This is a genomic window from Amycolatopsis sp. NPDC001319 (assembly GCF_042896185.1).
GTDB lineage: Bacteria > Actinomycetota > Actinomycetes > Mycobacteriales > Pseudonocardiaceae > Amycolatopsis.
The window spans coordinates 197,810-217,204 of record NZ_JBIAWY010000006.1; the positions used below are offsets into that span (position 1 = coordinate 197,810).

Below are 19,395 nucleotides of genomic sequence, written 5' to 3' on the forward strand. Positions count from 1 at the left end.
CGATCCCGGCCCTGTCCTCCGGGCCGAGCCGGCGCGGGAGGGGGCTGAGCCTCGCCCGCGGCCAGGCGAACCGAACAGAAGGGAACCTTCCGTGATGATCATGCGGTTGCCGGACCTCGTTGCCAGGTCCGCCCGACGCGCCCCCGACACGCCCGCCCTGACCACGCGAAGGAGCACGATCTCCTACGCGGATCTGTTGGAGCGGACGGAGCGAGCGGCCGCCGGCCTGCACGATCTCGGGCTCGATGGTGGTGAGCGCGTCGCGGTCTTCCTGGACAAGCGGATCGAGACCGTCGTGGCGCTGCTCGCCTGCTCGCGGGCCGGTGGCGTGTTCATCCCGGTGAATCCCGTGCTGCGGCCCAGGCAGGTGAGGCACATTCTCGATGACTGCGCCGTGCGGGTACTGGTGACGTCCCCGGATCGGCTGCGGGCCCTGCGCGCCGAGCTCGCCGCCTGCAAGTCACTCTCCCACGTCCTCGTGGTGGGCGACTCGCCTGGTGAGGACAAGGAAGCCCCTTACCGCGTGCATTGCTGGTCGGAGGTCGCCGAGCGCGCAACCCAGGCGGTGTGTCCTCCGACGGGTGGCGTCGACACGGATGTGGCCGCGATCCTCTACACGTCAGGCAGCACCGGGGCCCCGAAGGGCGTCGTGCTGTCGCACCGCAACCTGGTCGTCGGCGCGGAGAGTGTCAGCGCCTACCTGAACAACACGGCAGAAGACCGCATCCTGGCAGTTCTCCCGCTGAGCTTCGACGCCGGACTGAGCCAATTGACGACCGGCTTTTCCGTTGGTGCCAACGTGGTGCTCGCCGACTACCTGCTGCCGGGAGATGTCGTCCGGCTGTGCGCGGAGCACCGCATCAGCGGGATGGTCGGTGTACCGCCGCTGTGGATCCAGCTCGCGGCCCAGACGTGGCCGGCCGAGGCCGTAGCCGGGATGCGCTACTTCGCGAACACCGGAGGGCGCCTCCCGCGCGTCACCCTGCAACGACTGCGAGCGATCTTCCCGACTGCGGCGCCGTACCTGATGTACGGCCTCACAGAAGCGTTCCGCTCCACCTACCTCGACCCGCGGGAGGTCGACCGGCGGCCGGATTCGATCGGCCAGGCCATCCCGAACGCCGAGATCCTCGTGGTCCGGGAGGACGGCGGCCTGTGTGGCCCGGGCGAGCCGGGTGAGCTGGTACACCGAGGTCCGCTCGTCGCCTTGGGCTATTGGAACGACGCGCAGCGGACGGCCGAGCGGTTCCGGCCGGCACCGAACCGTGCAATCGAGCTGTGTACACCTGAGCTGGCGGTCTGGTCCGGCGACGTCGTCGTCCGCGACGAGGAGGGCTTCCTGTACTTCGTCGGCCGGCGCGACGACATGATCAAGACATCGGGGTATCGGGTCAGCCCCCAGGAGATCGAGGAAGTGGCCTACGAGACCGGGCTCGTCCACGATGCCGTAGCGCTCGGCCTCGAGGACGAGGCGCTCGGCCACCGGGTCGTCCTCGCCGTGACCCCCCGCGACCCCGCCGGCTTCGACCCGGCTGCGGTGACCGCGCGCTTGCGGCAGGAACTGCCCGGCTACATGGTGCCCGCCGAGGTGGTGGTCCGCAGCGCCCTGCCCCGATCGCCGAACGGCAAGTTCGACCGGGCAGTCCTTCGCCGCGAGCTCGCCGCCTCCCGCCCTCAGGAGCCCGCATGACCGCCGTCGCCCGCGCGCGCCCCACGATCAGCCCGTTCGCAAACGCCGACGGCTTATCGCGTTCCCGGACGTCCGGCACCGGGGAACTGTTGATGCAGATCGCAGGCCGTCGGGCCTGTGTGCCCAATGAGGAGGATCCGCATGCCTCGCTCGCCAGAGATCTCGCAAGCGATTTTCGAGGACGTCAAGGCCGTCGTGGTGGGCACGCTGGACATCGAGGACCAGGCCGATGACCTCGGGCCGGAGACGGGACTGTACGGCAATCTCCCCGAGCTCGATTCGCTCACCGTCGTCAAGCTCATTATCGCCTTGCGGAAACGGTTCGGGATCGAAATAGAGATCGACGAGATCGCGTGTGAAATCTTCGACACACTCGGGCGGCTCGCGGCGTTCGTGGAGTCCAGGGTGTACCGGGGGCCGCGCAGTTGAGTCCAGCGCTGGAAATGCTGAATCAACCGTCCGGCGCCGACCCATCACCTGCTTCACGTCGGGATCGGCACCGGCGCCGGCGGCAGCGACAGTCCGGTGTAGATCTGGTTGAGCACGGTGGGCAGCAAGGCGACCGCCGTGGTCCGGCCGTCCGGGGCCAAGGTCAAGTCGGCCCAGATGGTGAGCGTGACGTCGTTGGCCGGGTCGTATCCCATGAACGAGTTGAACCCGGGACATTCACCGCCGTGGTACCACATCGCGGCGTTCGGCGCGAAACGCTGGTAGGAGATGCCGTACCCGTACTTCTGCCCGTCGGGCGCGTTCGGGTCCTCGGCTTGCAGGCTGCCTTGCCATTGCCGCTGGAAGTCGGCGTTGAAGACCTTGCCCGAGACCAGCGCCCGGATCCACGTCGCCAAGTCGTCCGAGGTGGAGATGACTCCTCCCGCAGCGGTGGCGTACGAGGGGTTCTGCCGGGTGTAGTCGTTGGGCTGCAGTGTTCCGGCCCGGGCGGCGGCCTGCAGGTCGGGCGGGTACGTCAGGTCGACGAGCGCGTAAGCGGTCCCGCCGTACATGTAACCGTGGGAGTAGCGGTCCGGGATGGAGGTGTCGGTGGCCGCGGGCAGCGAAGTCTGCCGGAGGCCGAACGGGCCGAACAGGCGCTGCTGCATCTGCTGGGCCAGGGGCCTTCCGTCGACCTTCTCGGCCACCAGGCCCAGTAGCGCGTAGTTGGTGTTGTTGTACTGGTACGCCGAGCCGGGCGGGAACTCCGGCGGGCGCCGGAAGGCGATGGCCAGCACGTCCTGAGGCGTGTAGACCTTCGCCGGTTCGGCGTCCAGAGCCGCCGCCAGCTCGGGTGCTTCCGTGTAGTCGTACAGGCCGCTACGCATCGTCAGCAGCTGCGCCAGGGTGATGTTGTCGCCGTTGGGCACACCGGAGACGTAGCGCGACACCGGGTCGCTGAACCGGAGCTTGCCGTCTTGCGCGAGGAGCACGATCAGCGCCGACGTCATGGTCTTGGTGTTGGAGGCGACGCGGAAGTGGGTGTCCGCATCGGGCGGCGTGGTGGTGCCCAGTTGCGTGGTACCCACTCCCGCCGTGTAGGTGCCCTGCGGCGTGCGCAGCCGCACCACCGCCCCGGGAACCAGCAGCTCCTTGGCAGCGGCCGCCACGGTCGCCCGGAACGCGGCCGGGTCGATGGGCTTCAGCGCGGACTGCGCCGATGCGGAACCGGTTGTGGTCACCGGTGCCGCTGACGTGCCGGGCGGCGGCGTCGGTGCGGACGGAGTGCACCCCGCGATCATCAACACAACAGCGGACGCGAGCCCGGCTACGCGCCAGGATCGCCGCTTCCTCCAGCGAATTCCTGTGTCACGCCGGCCCCCGGCCGGATGCGCTCGGCATACCCTCATCGTGGGTATCACCGCCTCAGCCCCGGACTCGACTACCGCGCCGGTGCTGCCGGCACCGGACGATGGCCGTCATTAGAAGCCGAAAAGCCTATCAAGCCAAGCTTTCCGCACTCAATCCCCGGTGAAATCATGGCCGGTGCGCCGAAGCCGGGCACCACGACGAGCCCGCCGTCTCACGGCGCGGCGAGCCCGTCGGTGGTGAAAGCCTGGCCGCCGGCCCGACGCCGGGGTTTGGGCTCACTCCACGGGGGAACCACCCGGGGATGACGGACTTGCCCGCCCCGCTGTCGTTGTGGATCGACACCGCGCCCGCGCCGGAACGCGGCTCGGGGCCGCCGCCGGCGTGGGCCGAGGTGGTCGTGCTCGGGGCCGGGATCGCGGGCCTGACCACGGCGGTGCTGCTGGCGCGGGCCGGGAAGTCGGTGGTCGTGCTGGAGGCCGACCGGGTGGCGAGCGGCGTATCCGGGCACACGACGGCGAAGGTGAGCGCCCAGCACGGGCTGAAGTACGCCGAGCTCGAGGCGCGCCACGGCGCGGACGCCGCGAAGACCTACGCCGGGGCGCAGTCCGCGGCGCTGGAGTGGATCGCGGCCGAAGCGGGGATCGACTGCGCGTTCACCCGCGCGCCCAGCTACGTCTACACGACGCAGGCGGGGACCGTCGACAAGCTCAAGAAGGAAGCCGACGCGGCCACGAAAGCCGGGCTCCCGGCGGCGTACGTGAAAGACGTCGAGCTGGACGTGCCCGCCCTCGGTGCCGTGCGCGTCGCCGGGCAAGCGCATTTCCACCCCCGCCGTTGGCTGCTCGGGCTCGCCGCCGAGGTCGAACGCGCGGGCGGCACCGTCCTGGAGCACACGCGCGCGCTGGGCCTCGACTTGCGCGGCCGGGTCGTGCGGACGTCCGAGGGCGACGTCGAGGCCGACGAGGTCGTGGTCGCCACGCACTACCCCGTGTTCGACCGAGGGCTCTACTTCGCGCGGCTGGACCCGGTGCGCGACCTGGTCGTCGCGGGCCCGGCGGCCGGCGACAAGGCGCCGGAGGGGATGTACCTCGACGCCGACACCCACCACTCGGTGCGCGCCTACACCGCCGAGGGCACCCCGACCGTCGTCGCCGGCGGCGAGCACTACCGCGTGGGCTCCGAATCGCACATCGAGGCGCGCTACGAACGCCTCGCCGCCTGGGCCGGCGAACACGCGGGCCTGCGCCGCGTGACGCACCGCTGGTCCGCGCACGATCTGTCCACTTTGGATGGACTGCCGTACGCCGGCCGCTATCTGCCCGCTTCGGTCCCGCTGTGGGTCGCCGCGGGCTTCGGACAATGGGGCATGACCGGCGGCACGGCCGCGGGTCAGGTCGTCGCCGCCCGCATCCTCGGCGAGGACCACCCCGCCGCCGCCCTGTTCGACCCCAATCGCTTCGACGCGCGCTCGGTGCTCAGCCTCGCCGAAGACGCCTTCGAGGTCGGCCGCCACCTCGTCGGCGACCACGTGTCCGTGCTGCAGCAGGGCCGCTCCCTGAACCAGGTGCGGCCTGGCCAGGGCGCCGTGGTCCGGGTGGGCGCCGAGCTCGTCGCCGCCTACCGCGCCGAAAACGGCGACCTGCACACCGTCGAGGCGCACTGCACGCACCTCGGCTGCCTGGTGACCTTCAACGACGCGGAACACACCTGGGACTGCCCGTGCCACGGCTCCCGCTTCGACCCCGACGGCGCCGTCGTCCAGGGCCCCGCCGTCCGGCCGTTGCGCCGTCATCAGCGCTGAGCCGCCGCGGGTCACCTCGGGGACACGGACGCGATGGACACCCACCCCGAGGCATGGTTCCGGTGGCCGCCGAGGGTCTTTCCCGGGCAAGACGCGGCTGCGACGCAGCGTCCTCACCGGCGCCGGACCAGATCGACGCCGCGGGCCCGGCGGCCTCCCCTGGCAACGACGCCGGGCCCGTTCCGGCACCCGGCCGCAGCACTACGCCCGCATCGTCAAGGTTCGTCGTCGACGGCGCGAGGACTTTGCGGTCGCGCGCACTCATAGCTGTCGCCGGACGCTTCGTGGGTGCCCACCTCGGGACGATCACGCGGCAGGTCGCCGACCCCGGCGGCAAGACTTCGCCGCCCCATCAGCCTGACTCGTCCGTGACGTGGTGGTCGGTTCCGACCGGTTTCGACTCGGGCGAGCCGCGCCGGCGGAGGTAGACGCTGAAGATGGCCACGCAGCCAATGGCGAGGAACTCCGACTGCCAGTTCTGCAGGGTCGCACGTGGGGGCCCAGCACCGGGTCGCGATCGCTCTCCAGGCCGACCCTGCTCAGCGGCTCCGACTCCGGCGAACCGCGTTGCACCAGCCACACCGTCGCGAACACGTAGAGGAAGAACTGCAGATACTCCGACTGTCAGTTCTCGGCGACGTCCACCGGGAACGACCACGACGTGAGGTACTCCCCCAGCCCGACCGTCCGGGCGCCGTGGGCCGGCTGGTGATCGTTGAAATCCGCCAGGCCGGACCAGGCCTGCACGAAGGTCCGCAGTCCCTACACGGCCCGCAGCGAACGACGGGCAACACCTGGGGAGCATCGGCGCTGCACGGCGCCGCAACCGTTTCCGTAGCCGTCGGCCGTCGGCAGTCGAGCCGTAAGGTGCGTTGAAAAGCCGGGACATCGGGCCGGGCCGCATCGGTTCACATATTTTCCCGGGGCCGTGAATCATTGAATTGTTCAAGCGATTCGCCCAGGACGATCACGGGAAATGATCTTCGAAACCGCTTCCGTGAGCCTTTTTTATCGTGGCCTCGCAAGTAAGAAAGACGTTTTCCATGATCCCGTGTTTTCGCACGGAAGGATGCGGGTAGCTGATTTGGATGACGAAGTCACATTCCTGTTCGCGTCGATTTCGGGGGCAGCGTGCGGGTTGTGCGTGGGGACCTCGCAACCGCAAGAGTCAGGAGGAGCGGCAATGAAGGCAGGAACACGGATGGCGCTGGGCGTCGCAGCCGGTTATCTACTGGGGCGGACGAAGAAGGGGCGCCTCGCGTTGATGATCGCGGCCGCCGGGGCGAGCGGCAAGGCCGGGGTGTCACCGACGAAGCTCCTCCAAGATGGCCTCAAGCAGCTGGGGACGTCCCCGGAGATCGGCCAGCTGACGTCGCTGGCGCGCGACGAGCTGCTCAGCGCGGCGAAGTCGGCGGCGGTGACGGCGGCCAGCGGGCGGATCGAGTCGCTGAGCGAGCGCCTCCAGGACGGTGGTGCGCTCACCCGCGGCAAGAAGTCCAAAGCCGACGACGAGCACGACGAAGAGCCGAACGGTGAGGACGAAGCCCAGGAAGAGACCGAAGACGAGGACGAAGTCGCCGACGAGGACGAAGCCGAATCCGAGGAGGAACCGGAGGAAGAGCCGGAGCCCGAGGAAGAGCCGGAGCCCGAGAAGCCCCGGCGCCGCCGTGCGGCGAGCCGCCGCACGAGCGCTGACGACAGCGACACCGATGGCGAACGGCCGCGGCAGCGGCGGTCGCCCGGCCGGCGGGCCGCGGCGTCCGGTGACGGCGAAGGGTCCGGCAGTGCACGCACCGCCACCAAACGCTCGCCCGTCCGACGGACGAGGAAGTGAACGCAGTGGTCACCAAGACTTTGAAAAAGACCGCAGACAAAGCGACGGACACAGCCGGCAAAGCCACCGACACCGCCACGAAGGCCACCGGCGGGGACTCGAATGAGCTGACCGACGCCATCCGCGGGCTGGGCCAGGCGGCGATGAGCCGGGCAACCGGCGCGCTGACGAAAAAGATGTCCTCGACGGCCGGGCGGCTGACCGACTTCGCCGGAGGCGGGGGCGGTGGCCTGATGGAAGCGGTAACCGGCGGCAAGGGCGGCAGCATCAAGGGCCAGGCGATCAAGGGCGCGCTCAAAGGTGGCCTGTCCGGCATCGCGGAGAAGGTGAAGGGCGCGTTCAGCGGCGGGGGCGGCGGCGGCGGGAAAGGAAACAAGATCAAGCTCACCAACATCGTCGAGGAGATCGACATCGGTGCGCCGATCGACCTCGTCTACGACCAGTGGACCCGGTTCACCGACTTCCCTGCGTTCATGAAGAAGGTCAACAACGTCGAACAGGTCAGCGACGAGAAGACCGAGTGGAAAGCGCAGGTCTTCTGGTCGCACCGCACCTGGGAGGCCAACATCCTGGAGCAGGTGCCCTTCGAGCGGATCGTCTGGCGCTCCAAGGGAGCGAAGGGCCATGTCGACGGCGCCGTGACGTTCCACGAGCTCACGCCCGACCTCACCAAGGTCGTGCTGGTTCTCGCCTACCACCCGCAGGGGCTGTTCGAGCGCACCGGCAACATCTGGCGCGCCCAGGGCCGCCGGGCGCGGCTGGAACTCAAGCACTTCCGCCGGCACGTGATGATGGAGGACCTGCTGAACCCCGACGACATCGAGGGGTGGCACGGCGAGATCCACGACGGGGAGGTCGTCGAGCAGGAGGACGAGGACACCGACCGCGACGAGAGCTCGCCCGACCAGGACGAAGAATCCGCCGACACCGGTTCCGACGAGGACGAGGACGAGGACGAGGAGGAGCCGGAAGAAGAACCCGAAGACACCGACGAGACAGACACCGACGAGACCGAGGAAAACACCGACGAGGAGCCCGAAGAAGAACGGCCGCGCCGAGGCCGCGCCCGTGCGGGCGCCGGTAGAGGTCGAGGGAGCAAGCGATGACGACAGCCGTACAGCCGTCCGGTGGGGGCGGTGGCCTCGACCGGCCGAGTTCGAGCGGCCTCGCCGACGTGATCGACACGATCCTGGACAAGGGTCTCGTGATCGACGCGTACGTGCGGGTGTCCCTGGTGGGCATCGAGCTGCTGACCGTGGATGCCCGGATCGTGGTGGCCAGCGTCGACACCTACCTGCGGTTCGCGGAAGCGGTGAACCGGCTCGACATCTCGGGCACCGAGCAGAAGGGCCTGCCCGACCTTTTGGAGGACGTGACCTCCGGCGGCGCCAAGGCCAAGACCCGCGGTGCGCTCGACGCGGCCGGCGACAAGCTGCGCGACATCCTCGGCGACGACGAAGAGGAACCCGTGAGCCGCGGCCGGAAAGGACGGTGAGGCCGGTGGCCGCCGAAACAGACATCGGGACGGAGACCGAGACCGCGATCTACGTCTACGGCATCCTGCCCGCTGACGTCGAGATCGACGACGACGCGCGCGGAGTGGGAGATCCACCCGCCGAGGTGACCACAGTGCACAGCGGTCCGATCGCGGCGCTGATCAGCGAAATCCCCCAGGACGCACCGCTGGGCCGGCCTCAGGATCTCTCGGCGCACGCCAGCCTGCTCGACTCGGCGGCCGCCGAGGTCCCGGTGCTGCCGCTGCGCTTCGGCGCGGTGGTCGCGGACGAGCGGGCCGTGGTCGACGAGCTGCTCGACGCGAACCGCGACGACTTCACCGCCGCGCTGGAACAGCTGGAGGGCATGGCGGAGTACGTCGTCCGGGCGCGCTACGACGAGCAGGCCATCCTGCGGGAGATCCTGTCCGAGAACGACGGTATGGCACGGCTCGCGGATGCGATCCGGGGCAAGCCGGAGGAGGCCACCCGCAACGAGCGCATGGCGCTGGGCGAGCACATCACCCAGGCGATCGAGGCGAAGCGGGCGGTCGATACGCAACTGGTGGCCGACGCCTTGGCCGAGCTGGTCGAGGAGTTCGCGCCGCGGCAGCCGACTCACGAGGAGGAGGCCGTGAACCTGGCCGTGCTGGCCGAGACCGACCGGGAGAAAGACCTCGAAGCCGCGATCGGCGAGCTCGCGAAGGAATGGGACGGCCGTGTCGAGGTCCGTCTGCTCGGTCCGCTCGCAGCGTACGACTTCGTCGTCACGCGGACGCCGGAGTGACGCCATGGGTCTGTTGTCGGGAATCTTCGGCCTGCCGCTGGCACCGGTGCGCGGGGTCCTCGCCTTGGGCGAGCTGATCCGGCGACGGGTCGACGAAGAACTGCACGACCCGGCGTCGGTCCGGCGTGAGCTCGAGGCGGCGGAGGCGGCGCGGGCGGCCGGCGAGATCTCGGCCGACGAAGAAGCCGAGGTGCAGCAACGGGCCTTGAGCCGGCTCACGGCCTCCCCGCCGAGCCGGCCCGTGCGCCGAAGGGACGAAAGGGAAGGGTGACGGCCGATGGCCACCGCCAAAGGTGAAGGCCGGGCCCCGTCGGCCCGCCGTCGATCGGAGCGGGACGGCATGATCGCCTCGACCGCGGCCGCCGCGGCGGTGCGTCAGCTGAACGAGCTGATCACGAACGAACCCGTGGGCGTCACGTCGATCGAGCCACTCGAAGACGGCTGGGTCGTGGAGGTCGAGGTGATCGAGGAGCACCGCATCCCCTCGTCGGCCGACATCCTGGCGCTGTACGAGATCGAGCTGGACGACGAAGGCGACCTGCTCGCGTTCCGCCGCACGAAGCGGTACGCGCGCGGGAAGTCCGGCACCGGTAACGAGGGGAGCTGAGAGATGGTATCGGGACAACCGGTCAGCCGGTCCCAAGGCGGTCTCGGGGCGCCAGGCGGCCAGTCCTCGAACCTCGGCGACATCCTCGAGCGGGTCCTGGACAAAGGGCTGGTCATCGCCGGGGACATCCAGGTCAACTTGCTCGACATCGAACTGCTGACGATCAAGCTGCGGCTGGTGATCGCCTCGCTGGAGACGGCCCGCGAGGTCGGCATCAACTGGTGGGAGAGCGATCCGTGGCTGACCGGTGACAACGGGAAGCTGCAAGAGGAGAACCGGCTGCTGCGGGCGCGCGTCGCCGAACTGGAAGCGGCGCCGGAGTCCATCGAGGCGGGCGGAGAGGACGATGAACGCGAGTGAGGAGACCGGCGTGTGGCTCTACGCCGTGACGCCTGAAGCCGGCGCGTCCGCGCTCGGCGGCGTCACGGGCGTCGCGGCCGAACGCCCGCGGGTCGTCACCGCGGGCAGGCTGGTCGCCGTGGTGGGCGACGTGCCGTTGGGCTCCTTCGGCGAGGAGGCCTTGCGGCGCAACCTGGAGGACCTCGATTGGCTGGCCACGGTGGCGCGAGCGCACGACACAGTGATCGCGGCACTGGTCGAGCGGGGGCCCGTGGCGCCCGTCCGGCTGGCGACCGTCTACCACGACGATGCCTCGGTCCGCACCGCCGTCGAAGAACGCTCGGCCGACTTCGAACGGACGCTCGAACACGTCTCACGCCGGGTCGAGTGGGGGGTGAAGGCATTCCTGCGGAACGATCCGGAGCCCACCACGGCCGCGACGGCCGGCGAAGGTGCAGGAGTCGCGTACCTCGCGCGGCGGCGCAGGGAACTCGCGTCCCGTGAAGACCGTCAGCAGCAGGCGGCAGACCAGGCGAGTCACATCCACGCCACGCTGTCCGACCTGGCGGCTGACGCCTGCACCCACCCGCCGCAGAGCCGGGCGCTGACCCATCAGGACGGGCCGATGGTGCTCAATGGCGCGTACCTCGTCGACGCCGATCGAGCCGAGCAGTTCGCCGAGGCGGTGGCCGCGTGGGACCGGGACAGCGCCGTGCTGACCGTGACCTTGACCGGGCCGTGGCCCCCGTATTCGTTCTCTTCACCGGAGGAACCATGACTGTGCCGGCGCGTGCCGGGAACCGCAATGTCGCGCTGATCGACCTGCTCGACCGCGTGCTCGCGGGCGGGGTCGTGGTGAGCGGCGAAATCACCCTGTCGATCGCCGACGTCGATCTCGTGCGCATTTCCCTGCGCACCCTGATCACGTCGATCACCGCATTGCAGCCCCATCATGAATGACGAGCAGAAGAACCGGATCAACGCCGACCCCGAGACCGCGGAACGCAGCCTCGTCAGCCTGGTGCTGACGGTGGTGGAACTGCTGCGCCAGCTCATGGAGCGCCAGGCACTGCGCCGGGTCGACCACGGGGATCTGGGCGAGGACAAGGTCGAAGAAATCGGGCAGACGTTGATGTACCTCGATCTGCGCATGGACGAATTGTGTGATCACTTCGGGCTGGACCGGCGGGAACTGAACCTCGACCTCGGACCGCTGGGGTCTCTGCTTTCCGACGAATAGCCCGCACTGCTTGCTGTCCGGAACCCCTTTCGTCAAAAAATGACCGGGAAACGAAATACGCCGTGGAGTGACAACGGCGCGTTTGACCTGCCTTCAACGGGGTACGCAGGGGAAATACAACCTGATCGGGGTTTTCAATACCGGATAACGCGCTCATGCGTTGAGGCAAGAACAACTCGCGTGAGTTGCAATGCATTTCGTCCATGAGAGGACAAGATCAATGAACACAGGGTTCAACATCCTGCAAAGTCTGCAGAGTGCGTTCACGACATTTGTGGGGTACCTGCCGCAGGTGATCGGCGCGCTCCTGGTGCTGCTGATCGGTTTCGTGATCGCCAAACTGCTGGACAAGGCCATCACCAAAGGCCTGCAGAAGGCGAAGGTCGACGACCGGCTGAAGACCGGCGGCGGCGCGAACTACGTCGAGAAACTCTCCCCACGGGGCAGCCCCGCCAAGCTCGTCGGCACGGTCGTGTTCTGGGTGATCATGCTGTTCGTGATCTCCTCGGCCATCGGGACGCTGGGCATTCCGGCGTTGACCGGGTTCATGAACCAGGTGCTGAGCTACCTGCCCAACGTGATCGCCGCGTTGCTGATCTTCATCGTCGCGGCCGCGGTCGCCGGCGCGGTCGGCGGCCTGGTGCACCGCACCATGGGCGACACGCCGACCGGCAAGATCGTCCGCACCCTCGTTCCGGCCATGATCATGGGCATCGCCGTGTTCATGATCCTCACCCAGCTGGGCATCTCGCCGGTGATCGTCACGATCACCTACGTCGCCCTGGTCGGCGCCGCAGCGCTCGCCGCGGCACTGGCTTTCGGCATCGGCGGCCGCGACGCCGCCGCGAAGCTGGTCAACTCCGGATACGAGAAGGCCAGGGAACAGAACGACACCATCAGGTCCGACGTGGCGATCGGCAAGCAGCGCGCCGCGCAGGACGCCGCCGACGCCAAGCACCGGGCCGAGCAGAAACCGGGCGGCCAGGAGCAGAGCGCACCGGCCGCGCAGCCGCCGCCCGCGCAGACCCAGCCCAGGGCCACTGCCGACGGCGCGCATCGAGCCTGACACCCGGGCGGGATCCGGGCTGCCGCCGACGCCTCATCGCGCCGGCGGCAGTACGGAGCACGAGGAGCCGGACTGATGACGACCGAGCCGCAAGCCCCCTGGGCGAACGTCTGGACCGACGACGCCGTCGTGCACCTGGTCCCCATCGAAGACATTGTGTGGCACGAATTCTCCGACAGCTGTGTCTGTGGACCGGACAGCGAACCACACCGCCCCCAGGCAGCCGGGCCGGACGTCTGGTACGTCATCCACCATGCGCTGGACGGGAGGCCGTGATGGGCGGCCGTGTCCGAAAGGCGAGCCGACGTCCTGCCACCGCTTCCGCACAGCCCGTTTTCCGGAATCCACGCGGGAACGCCAAGAATTCGCGTCTGTGGTGAGGATTGGAGCCCGACCGTCGGGGTAGGCCCTTGTCATGACCGAAAACACACCCTCAGCCATCAGGTACAGAATCCGGACTGCAGCGGAGGCCCCGCCGCACCGGCTGTTGTCCACTTTGGAAGACGTGCAGGCACTGGACGAGCCCGCGGCCGCGGTGGCGAGGCCGGTGAACAAGCTCTTCAGCGGCCAGGCCGGCGAAGAGCTGCGAGGCCGCAGCCTCGGCCATCCACTGCACCCGATCGCGGTCACTCTGCCGATCGGCGCGTGGGCCTGCTCGTCTCTGCTCGACCTGGTGCCAGGCAACGAAACGGCTTCCCGCCGGCTGGTCGGAATCGGGCTGATGGCAGCTCCGGCGGCAGCCGTTCTCGGTGCTGCCGACTACCACGAACTCAGCGAACGGCAGCGCCGGGTCGGGTTCTGCCACCTCGTGGTCAACCTCGTCGCGACCGTGATCTTCGCCGCCTCGTACCGCCGGCGTCGCCGTGGCGCGGCCGGGGGCAAACTGCTCGGCGCACTCGGCCTGCTCGTCCTCGGCGTCGGGGGTGCGCTCGGTGGCCACCTCTCCTACGCCCAGGGCGCCGGCGTCTTCCGCTGGGAGCCGCCTCCCGTCGGGCTGGACGGCCGGTGACCTCCGCGGCCGCAGTCAGACGGGCAAGGCACCGGTCACGGTGAATTCGAGGCGCCTGGCCACCGACACGCACTGGTCGCCGAAGCGTTCGTAGAACCGGGCCAACAGAGCGGCGTTGGCCGCCGCGGCGGCGCTGCCTTTCCAGTCCTGACTCGTGACCAGCTCGAGTATCCGAGCGTGCAGATCGTCCACCGCTTGATCGGCGTTGTCCAATTCGGCGAACATCCCGGCGAAGGGCGCGGCGATCAGATCCGCGAGCCGGTCGGCCATGCTCGCGGTGAGGTCGCCGAGGCGGCGAAACCCCTCCGCCAACTCCACGGACTCGAACCGGCCCGGATGCTGAAGGCGCGCAGTGCCGGCGATGTGCGCGGCCAGATCCCCCATGCGCTCGAGCCTGTCGGCGCAGTACACCGCGGCCAGCACGAGTCGCAGCTCATGGGCGACCGGGGCCTGCAACGCCAGCAGCGCCTCAGCGTGTTCTTCGCACTCGGCGCGCTGGAGATCCAGCTCGATGTCGCTGCCGAGCACCTGCTCGGCCAGCCCCACGTTCGCGGTGAGCAACGCCGTCGTGGCCTGGCGCATCGCCTGCGCGCAGACGACGCACATTTCGGTCATCTCGGTACCGAGCCGAGCCAGCTCCTGATGGAATGCCTGTCGCATACCGACCACTACCCTCTCGCACGGCTCCAACGACCGCGTCTCGGGAGTCTTCTTCGGATTCCCGAGTACCCGGACGGAGGCCGGGGAAACTTCTATTTCACAGCCGGCGGGCCGGCGGTGTGCGGCATCGCCGCCGGGACCGCCCGGTGTAACCCCGTGGTTTGCGGGAACCCATGACGCAGGTGGCAGCCGGTTGAACAGCCAGCCGGCTGCCACCGTAAGGTGTGCCCGGACCATTGCCTCCGCCGCGACGCCCACCAGCCACAGCACGAGCGGAATTCCGGGCACCGACCGCGCAGTCGATCAGGCGGCCGCGCTACTCAACTCCAGCGGTCTTTCGGCGCACGCGCCCTGACGTCGATCGTTTGGCGACCCGGCTCCACTCGTCCTCTTCTTCGAGGTACGCGCGAGTGGACAACGCTCACGCACCCCTTCACGCGGTGTGTGCTCGCCACGGGTGCGGAACCGGTTCGCCCGCCCGTGCCGGGCGCCGATCATCCGGACGTTCGCTGCCTGCGTTCACTGACCAGCTCCCGCGAGCTGCGAGCAGCGGCCGGGCCGGCGCGCAGCACGGTGGTGGTGGGCGCCGGATTCATCGGTTGTGAGGCCGCGGTTTCACTGGCCCGGTCGGGCGTGCAGGTCACAGTCCTGTGTCCCGATTCGGTGCCGCAGCAAAAGCGCCTGGGCCGGGATGCCGGTGAGCTGATCCTGCACTGGCTCAAGACCGAAGGCGTCGGCGTGCTGCGCGAAACCCGGCTCAGGTCGATCACCGAAGGCCACCGGGAACACCTGCGCACCAGCCGCCCCGACGTGTACGCGGCCGGTGATGTCGCCTGGGCCCACAACCCGTCGGCTGGGCGCGCGCTCGCCGTAGAGCACCGGAGCGAAGGCCTCGCCATGGGTGAGGTCGCCGGCCGGTCCGCCGCGGGCGTGGCCGTCGGCGTCCTCACACACAACGCCGACGACGACTACGAGCGGGGCGCCGAACTGATCCGCGAGCACCGTCCGGTTCCTTCGCGGTAGGCCCGGACCGGACCTTTTCGCGGTAGCCCGCCGCCGGAACCGAACGCCGGCGCCGCAGGCAGCTTTGGAACCGCCCGCGCGGGGGTAACCGGTGGGCGCAAGGACCCTGACTGCACAGGAGAAGCGCATGCCCGACCGACAACGTCCGCCCCAGGAGCAGGAGCCGCCCGGGGTCACCGAGGAGATGGAGCCGCGCCCGCGGGACACGATGGACGGCTACGAGGGCCACGGGCTGCTCGCGGGCCGGCGCGCGTTGGTCACCGGGGGCGACTCGGGCATCGGACGGGCCGTGGCGATCGCGTTCGCCAAGGAAGGCGCGGACGTCGCCATCGCCTACCTCGAAGAGGACGACGACGCGAAGTACACCGCGAGCCGCGTCGAAGCCGAAGGACGCAAATGCGTGCTGCTGCCCGGCGATCTGGCCGCCGCGCGGCACTGTCGTGACGTGGTGGCCCGCGCCGTCGAGCAGCTCGGTGGTCTCGATCTGCTCGTGAACAACGCGGCGGTGCAGTGGCCCGTCGACGCGCCGGAGAACCTCACCGACGAACAGTGGCTGCGTACGTTCGACGTCAACATGCACAGCTACTTCCGCGTGACCGCCGCCGCGCTGCCCCACCTGGGCGCGGGCTCGTCGATCATCAACACCGGCTCGGTGAACGGCCTGCGCGGCAACAAGTCCCTCATCGACTACTCGGCCACCAAGGGCGCGATCCACGCGTGGACGTACTCGATGGCCCAGGCGCTGGCCGAGCGCGGGATCCGCGTGAACTGCGTGGCGCCAGGTCCGGTGTGGACACCGCTGATCCCTTCGACGTTCCCGCCGGAAAAGGTCGAAACGTTCGGCTCGCAGGTGCCCTTCGGCCGCGCCGCGCACCCCGACGAGCTGGCACCGTCCTACGTCTTCCTCGCCGCCGACCGCCTTTCCTCGTACTACAGCGGCGAAGTCCTCGCCGCCCTGGGTGGCGAGACCACCCCCGGCTGAACCCCCGACCGATCGGCAGACAGGAACCTCGTGATGACCTCGTTGCTGAGTGCCGAGCCGCCCGCGGAACCGCTTCCGGTGCGGCGGACCGTCGAATGGGTGGCGGCCGAACTGCGTGCGCTGCTGGCAAACGGCGCCATGGAGCTGCCCATGCCCGGCCACGGCGGGCTCGCGCGGCGCTGGAGGGCGCTTGCCGCGTGGGGGCGGCGAGACCTCGCGTTGGCGCGGCTGGCCGAAGGGCACACCGACGCCGTGGCGATCCTCGCCGAGGCGGGCCGCAAGCCGGAAACCGGTGCGCTGTACGGGGTCTGGGCCGCGAAGTCCGGGGGGACCGGCGCGGTCCTCGACGGCGGCCGGCTCTCCGGGACGGTCCGGTTCTGCTCCGGGCTGACCACGCTCGACCGCGCACTCGTGGCCGCCGCGAGCCGGCTCGTGGAGGTCGACCTCACCGCTGCGGGCGTGGTACGCCACCCCGAAGCGTGGCAGGCACTGGGGATGGACGCCTCCGACAGCGGCGACGTCGTCTTCGACTCCGTTCCCGTCGCGTCCGACTCGGTCATCGGTCCCCCGGGCTGGTATGTCGAGCGGCCCGGGTTCGTCTTCGGTGGCACGGGCGTCGCGGCCGTGTGGCTGGGCGGTGCCGCCGGTGTCTTCGACGGGGTCCGCGAAGTGCTGCGGGAGAAGGCCGACGACCACCAGCTCGCGCATTTCGGTGCGCTGCACACCGCGATCGCCGCGGCCGACGCCCTGCTCACGGCGACCGCCGGCGTGCTCGAGGACGCGCCGGATCCCGGGCTGCTCAACGACACCTGCCGCGCGAGCGTGGAGCAGGCCGCCCGTGAGGTGCTCGACCGCGCGCCCCGCATCACCGGCCCCGCGCCGATGTGCCGCGACCGCGGGTTCGCCCAGCGCCTGGCCGACCTGCAGGTCTTCGTCCGCCAGCACCACGGCGAGCGGGACCTCGCCGCGTTGGGCCGCCGCGTGCTGGAGGTGACGCAGTGAAACCGTTCGTCCCGGAGAACGAGTGGACGCGGGAGTTCGAGCCGTGGCCGGACGAGCCGTTCCGGCGCGTGCTCGTGGTCGCCGCGCACCCCGACGACGAAACGCTCGGCGCCGGTGGGCTGGTGCAGCACCTGCACGCCGCCGGCGCGGCGGTGACGCTCGTCGTCGCCACCGACGGCGAAGCCGCGTTCCCCGCCGCCGGCACCGACGAACGCCGCCGGCTGGGACGGGCCCGCCGCGAGGAGCTGGCGCGGGCGCTCGCGGCCCAAGGACTGTCCGAAGTGGAACCGATCTGGCTCGGCCTGCCCGACTCGGGCCTGGCCGGGCACACCACTGAGCTCACGGACGCATTGCGCGAGCACGCCGCCGACCGCGACCTGTGCCTGATGCCGTGGCCGGACGACCCGCACCCGGATCACCGGGCGGCGGGGCGGGCCACGGTGGCCGCCGCGCCCGTGACCGCGCACTGCTGGGCCTACCCGATCTGGCTGTGGCACTGGGGCCGGCCGGACTCGCCGGACGTCCCGTGGCACCTCGCCCGCGCGTACTCGCTCAGCGGCGCCGAGCGGGCGGCCAAGGCCGCCGCCGTGCGCGAGTTCACCTCACAGCTCAAACCCGGCCCCCGCGGCGAAGACCCCATCCTGCCGCCCGAGGTGCTGGCCCATTTCGACCGGCCACACGAGACACTCCTGCGCGTGCCACCGACCAGCTCGGCTCCCGTCGGCCGGTTCGCCGAGCTCTACGACCTCGCGGCCGACCCGTGGCAGGTCGCCACCAGCTGGTACGAACGCCGCAAACGCGGGCTGCTGCTCGCCGCGCTGCCCCGCGAGCACTACGGCACCGTCGTCGAACCGGCCTGCGGCACCGGGGCGCTGACACGCGAACTCGCGGCCCGGTGCGACCGGCTCCTGGCCTCCGACCCGGTGCCGCAAGCTGTGCGACGCACCCGGGAAGCCACGGCCGGACTGTCCACAACGGACGTCCACGAGGGCGCCGTGCCGGACGTGCTGCCCGCGGGCCCGGTGGACCTCGTCGTGTTCGGCGAGCTGCTCTACTACCTGGACGACGCCGACCTCACCGCCACCATCGACCGGACCGTGGCCTCGCTCGCGCCCGGCGGCGAGATCGCGGCCGTGCACTGGCGCCACTGGGCACCGGAGGCGCCGCGCGACGGCCAGGAGGCCCACCGGCGGCTGGCCGGGCACCCCGGGCTCGAGACCGTGGTGGAGCACGTCGACGAGGAGTTCCTGCTGCACGTGCTGAGGCGCCGGTGATCGACGCCGCCGCAGTGGTCGTCCCCGCCCGGGACGAAGCCGCGACCCTGCCCCGCTGTCTCGACGCCATCCGCCGTGCCCTGGCCCAGCTGCCGGCCGGGATCACCCGCACCGTGGTCGTCGTCGCCGACCGCTGCACCGACGCCACCGCCGCGCTCGCCCACCGCCACGGAGCGCGCGTCACGACGAACACCCGGCTCACCACCATCGGCGCGGTGCGCGACCTCGGCTGCCGCACGGCGCTGCGAGCGCTCCCCGGGTATCCGGCCTCCGAGGTGCTGCTGCTCAACACCGACGCCGACACCGAAGTCGCGGGAGCGTGGGCAGCCCGCCACCTGGCTCGGGCACGCCGCGGGTGGCACGCGTCGGCCGGCCCGGCGCTGCTGTCCGAGCCGTTCCCGGGCAGCAGCGACGCCGCCGCACGCTACCGCGGCATCGTGGCCCGGGACAGCCCCAACGTCTACGGCGCCAACCTGGCCGTCCGCGCCGACGCCTACCGCGCCATCGACGGATTCGGCCCGATCGCGACCGGGGAGGATCACGCGCTCTGGCAGCGCCTCGGCCAGGCCGGGTTCCGCCGCTGCCACGAACCGGCGGCCCAGGTGTTCACGAGCGCCCGCCGGCAGGGCCGCGCACCGGGCGGGCTCGCTTCGCTGCTGAGGGAACTCGGCGCAGGGGGCTGAGCCGCCCCAGGCTTGACCTGGCCGGTCCACGCCGCGGCCTGGGTGGAAACCGGGCGGCAGGACGGGAGCCCACGATGCTTGGGCTGCTCGACGCGTCGCGGAGAC

Annotated in this window: 24 protein-coding genes and 1 pseudogene; 21 read left to right on the plus strand and 4 right to left on the minus strand. The window is 70.2% G+C overall.

The genetic code is table 11. From position 1 onward, the window contains the following. Positions 1-94: 94 nt before the first annotated feature. On the plus strand, positions 95-1,690 hold the full coding sequence (locus ACFY1H_RS24195; RefSeq protein WP_386950514.1) for an acyl-CoA ligase (AMP-forming), exosortase A system-associated: 1,596 nt from the start codon (positions 95-97) through the stop codon (positions 1,688-1,690). Between the two features lie 141 nt (positions 1,691-1,831). Further along, on the plus strand, positions 1,832-2,119 hold the full coding sequence (locus ACFY1H_RS24200) for an acyl carrier protein (RefSeq protein WP_386949763.1): 288 nt from the start codon (positions 1,832-1,834) through the stop codon (positions 2,117-2,119). 53 nt (positions 2,120-2,172) lie between these two features. Here ACFY1H_RS24200 and ACFY1H_RS24205 read toward each other — a convergent pair whose 3' ends face one another. After that, on the minus strand, positions 2,173-3,360 hold the full coding sequence (locus ACFY1H_RS24205; RefSeq protein WP_386949765.1) for a serine hydrolase domain-containing protein: 1,188 nt from the start codon (positions 3,358-3,360) through the stop codon (positions 2,173-2,175). A gap of 431 nt (positions 3,361-3,791) precedes the next feature. Here ACFY1H_RS24205 and ACFY1H_RS24210 point away from each other — a divergent pair, with 431 nt between their 5' ends. Continuing rightward, the gene (locus tag ACFY1H_RS24210; RefSeq protein WP_386949768.1) at positions 3,792-5,291 is read left to right on the plus strand and encodes an FAD-dependent oxidoreductase; all 1,500 of its coding nucleotides are present in this window, start codon (positions 3,792-3,794) and stop codon (positions 5,289-5,291) included. A gap of 352 nt (positions 5,292-5,643) precedes the next feature. On the opposite strand, the gene ACFY1H_RS24215 is transcribed toward ACFY1H_RS24210, so the two are convergent. Together ACFY1H_RS24215 and ACFY1H_RS24220 are read right to left on the minus strand one after the other, a co-directional pair. Next, entirely contained in the window at positions 5,644-5,871 is a 228-nt protein-coding gene (locus ACFY1H_RS24215; RefSeq protein WP_386950517.1) for a DUF6766 family protein, read from the minus strand. Beyond that, positions 5,856-6,038 (minus strand): annotated as a pseudogene (locus tag ACFY1H_RS24220) (DUF6766 family protein); the annotation flags it as partial. The gene ACFY1H_RS24215 and the pseudogene ACFY1H_RS24220, both read right to left, overlap by 16 nt. Before the next feature lie 436 nt (positions 6,039-6,474). Here ACFY1H_RS24220 and ACFY1H_RS24225 point away from each other — a divergent pair. The 13 genes from ACFY1H_RS24225 to ACFY1H_RS24285 all read left to right on the plus strand — a co-directional run bounded on the left by ACFY1H_RS24225 (position 6,475) and on the right by ACFY1H_RS24285 (position 13,666). Further along, complete coding sequence (locus ACFY1H_RS24225; RefSeq protein WP_366581346.1) at positions 6,475-7,125, plus strand: hypothetical protein; 651 nt, start codon at positions 6,475-6,477, stop codon at positions 7,123-7,125. Continuing rightward, a complete protein-coding gene (locus ACFY1H_RS24230; protein ID WP_386949771.1) occupies positions 7,122-8,231 on the plus strand; it encodes an SRPBCC family protein in 1,110 nt (369 codons plus the stop codon). Before ACFY1H_RS24225 ends, ACFY1H_RS24230 begins: the two co-directional genes overlap by 4 nt. Beyond that, on the plus strand, positions 8,228-8,620 hold the full coding sequence (gene gvpJ, locus ACFY1H_RS24235; protein ID WP_364067153.1) for a gas vesicle protein GvpJ: 393 nt from the start codon (positions 8,228-8,230) through the stop codon (positions 8,618-8,620). The genes ACFY1H_RS24230 and gvpJ overlap by 4 nt, the downstream gene beginning before the upstream one ends. A 5-nt stretch (positions 8,621-8,625) precedes the next feature. Beyond that, the gene (locus ACFY1H_RS24240; RefSeq protein ID WP_386949774.1) at positions 8,626-9,405 is read left to right on the plus strand and encodes a GvpL/GvpF family gas vesicle protein; all 780 of its coding nucleotides are present in this window, start codon (positions 8,626-8,628) and stop codon (positions 9,403-9,405) included. A gap of 4 nt (positions 9,406-9,409) precedes the next feature. Next, positions 9,410-9,676, plus strand: a complete 267-nt coding sequence (locus ACFY1H_RS24245; RefSeq protein ID WP_366581338.1) for a gas vesicle protein GvpG — start codon at positions 9,410-9,412, stop codon at positions 9,674-9,676. A gap of 6 nt (positions 9,677-9,682) precedes the next feature. After that, the gene (gene gvpO / locus ACFY1H_RS24250; protein ID WP_386949777.1) at positions 9,683-10,012 is read left to right on the plus strand and encodes a gas vesicle protein GvpO; all 330 of its coding nucleotides are present in this window, start codon (positions 9,683-9,685) and stop codon (positions 10,010-10,012) included. A gap of 3 nt (positions 10,013-10,015) precedes the next feature. Further along, on the plus strand, positions 10,016-10,372 hold the full coding sequence (locus ACFY1H_RS24255) for a gas vesicle protein (protein WP_386949780.1): 357 nt from the start codon (positions 10,016-10,018) through the stop codon (positions 10,370-10,372). Then, the gene (locus ACFY1H_RS24260; RefSeq protein ID WP_386949783.1) at positions 10,359-11,129 is read left to right on the plus strand and encodes a GvpL/GvpF family gas vesicle protein; all 771 of its coding nucleotides are present in this window, start codon (positions 10,359-10,361) and stop codon (positions 11,127-11,129) included. Before ACFY1H_RS24255 ends, ACFY1H_RS24260 begins: the two co-directional genes overlap by 14 nt. Next, positions 11,126-11,311, plus strand: coding sequence for a gas vesicle protein (locus ACFY1H_RS24265; RefSeq protein ID WP_366581333.1), 186 nt, complete (start codon positions 11,126-11,128; stop codon positions 11,309-11,311). The genes ACFY1H_RS24260 and ACFY1H_RS24265 overlap by 4 nt, the downstream gene beginning before the upstream one ends. Next, positions 11,304-11,591, plus strand: a complete 288-nt coding sequence (locus ACFY1H_RS24270) for a gas vesicle protein K (RefSeq protein ID WP_366581332.1) — start codon at positions 11,304-11,306, stop codon at positions 11,589-11,591. Before ACFY1H_RS24265 ends, ACFY1H_RS24270 begins: the two co-directional genes overlap by 8 nt. 220 nt (positions 11,592-11,811) lie before the next feature. Further along, positions 11,812-12,657, plus strand: a complete 846-nt coding sequence (locus ACFY1H_RS24275) for a hypothetical protein (protein ID WP_386949786.1) — start codon at positions 11,812-11,814, stop codon at positions 12,655-12,657. Positions 12,658-12,732: 75 nt separating this feature from the next. Then, complete coding sequence (locus tag ACFY1H_RS24280; RefSeq protein WP_386949789.1) at positions 12,733-12,933, plus strand: hypothetical protein; 201 nt, start codon at positions 12,733-12,735, stop codon at positions 12,931-12,933. Positions 12,934-13,162: 229 nt separating this feature from the next. After that, the gene (locus ACFY1H_RS24285) at positions 13,163-13,666 is read left to right on the plus strand and encodes a DUF2231 domain-containing protein (protein ID WP_366581327.1); all 504 of its coding nucleotides are present in this window, start codon (positions 13,163-13,165) and stop codon (positions 13,664-13,666) included. A 15-nt stretch (positions 13,667-13,681) separates the two neighbouring features. Here ACFY1H_RS24285 and ACFY1H_RS24290 read toward each other — a convergent pair whose 3' ends face one another. Further along, positions 13,682-14,326 (minus strand): phosphate uptake regulator PhoU, encoded by a 645-nt coding sequence (locus ACFY1H_RS24290; RefSeq protein ID WP_386949791.1) that lies wholly within the window; start codon positions 14,324-14,326, stop codon positions 13,682-13,684. 222 nt (positions 14,327-14,548) lie between these two features. Between ACFY1H_RS24290 and ACFY1H_RS24295 the strand changes: the two genes are divergently transcribed. The 5 genes from ACFY1H_RS24295 to ACFY1H_RS24315 all read left to right on the plus strand — a co-directional run bounded on the left by ACFY1H_RS24295 (position 14,549) and on the right by ACFY1H_RS24315 (position 19,290). After that, positions 14,549-15,349 carry an FAD-dependent oxidoreductase gene (locus tag ACFY1H_RS24295; protein WP_386949794.1) on the plus strand — a complete coding sequence of 267 codons (801 nt, stop codon included), beginning with the start codon at positions 14,549-14,551 and terminating at the stop codon, positions 15,347-15,349. Between the two features lie 127 nt (positions 15,350-15,476). Further along, on the plus strand, positions 15,477-16,331 hold the full coding sequence (locus ACFY1H_RS24300; protein ID WP_366581321.1) for an SDR family oxidoreductase: 855 nt from the start codon (positions 15,477-15,479) through the stop codon (positions 16,329-16,331). Positions 16,332-16,364: 33 nt separating this feature from the next. Then, complete coding sequence (locus ACFY1H_RS24305) at positions 16,365-17,333, plus strand: acyl-CoA dehydrogenase (protein WP_386949797.1); 969 nt, start codon at positions 16,365-16,367, stop codon at positions 17,331-17,333. After that, positions 17,330-18,607: a bifunctional PIG-L family deacetylase/class I SAM-dependent methyltransferase gene (locus tag ACFY1H_RS24310; RefSeq protein ID WP_386949800.1), complete on the plus strand. Its 1,278-nt coding sequence runs from the start codon at positions 17,330-17,332 to the stop codon at positions 18,605-18,607. The genes ACFY1H_RS24305 and ACFY1H_RS24310 overlap by 4 nt, the downstream gene beginning before the upstream one ends. Continuing rightward, positions 18,604-19,290 (plus strand): glycosyltransferase, encoded by a 687-nt coding sequence (locus ACFY1H_RS24315; protein WP_386949803.1) that lies wholly within the window; start codon positions 18,604-18,606, stop codon positions 19,288-19,290. The genes ACFY1H_RS24310 and ACFY1H_RS24315 overlap by 4 nt, the downstream gene beginning before the upstream one ends. The last annotated feature ends 105 nt before the right edge of the window (positions 19,291-19,395 follow it).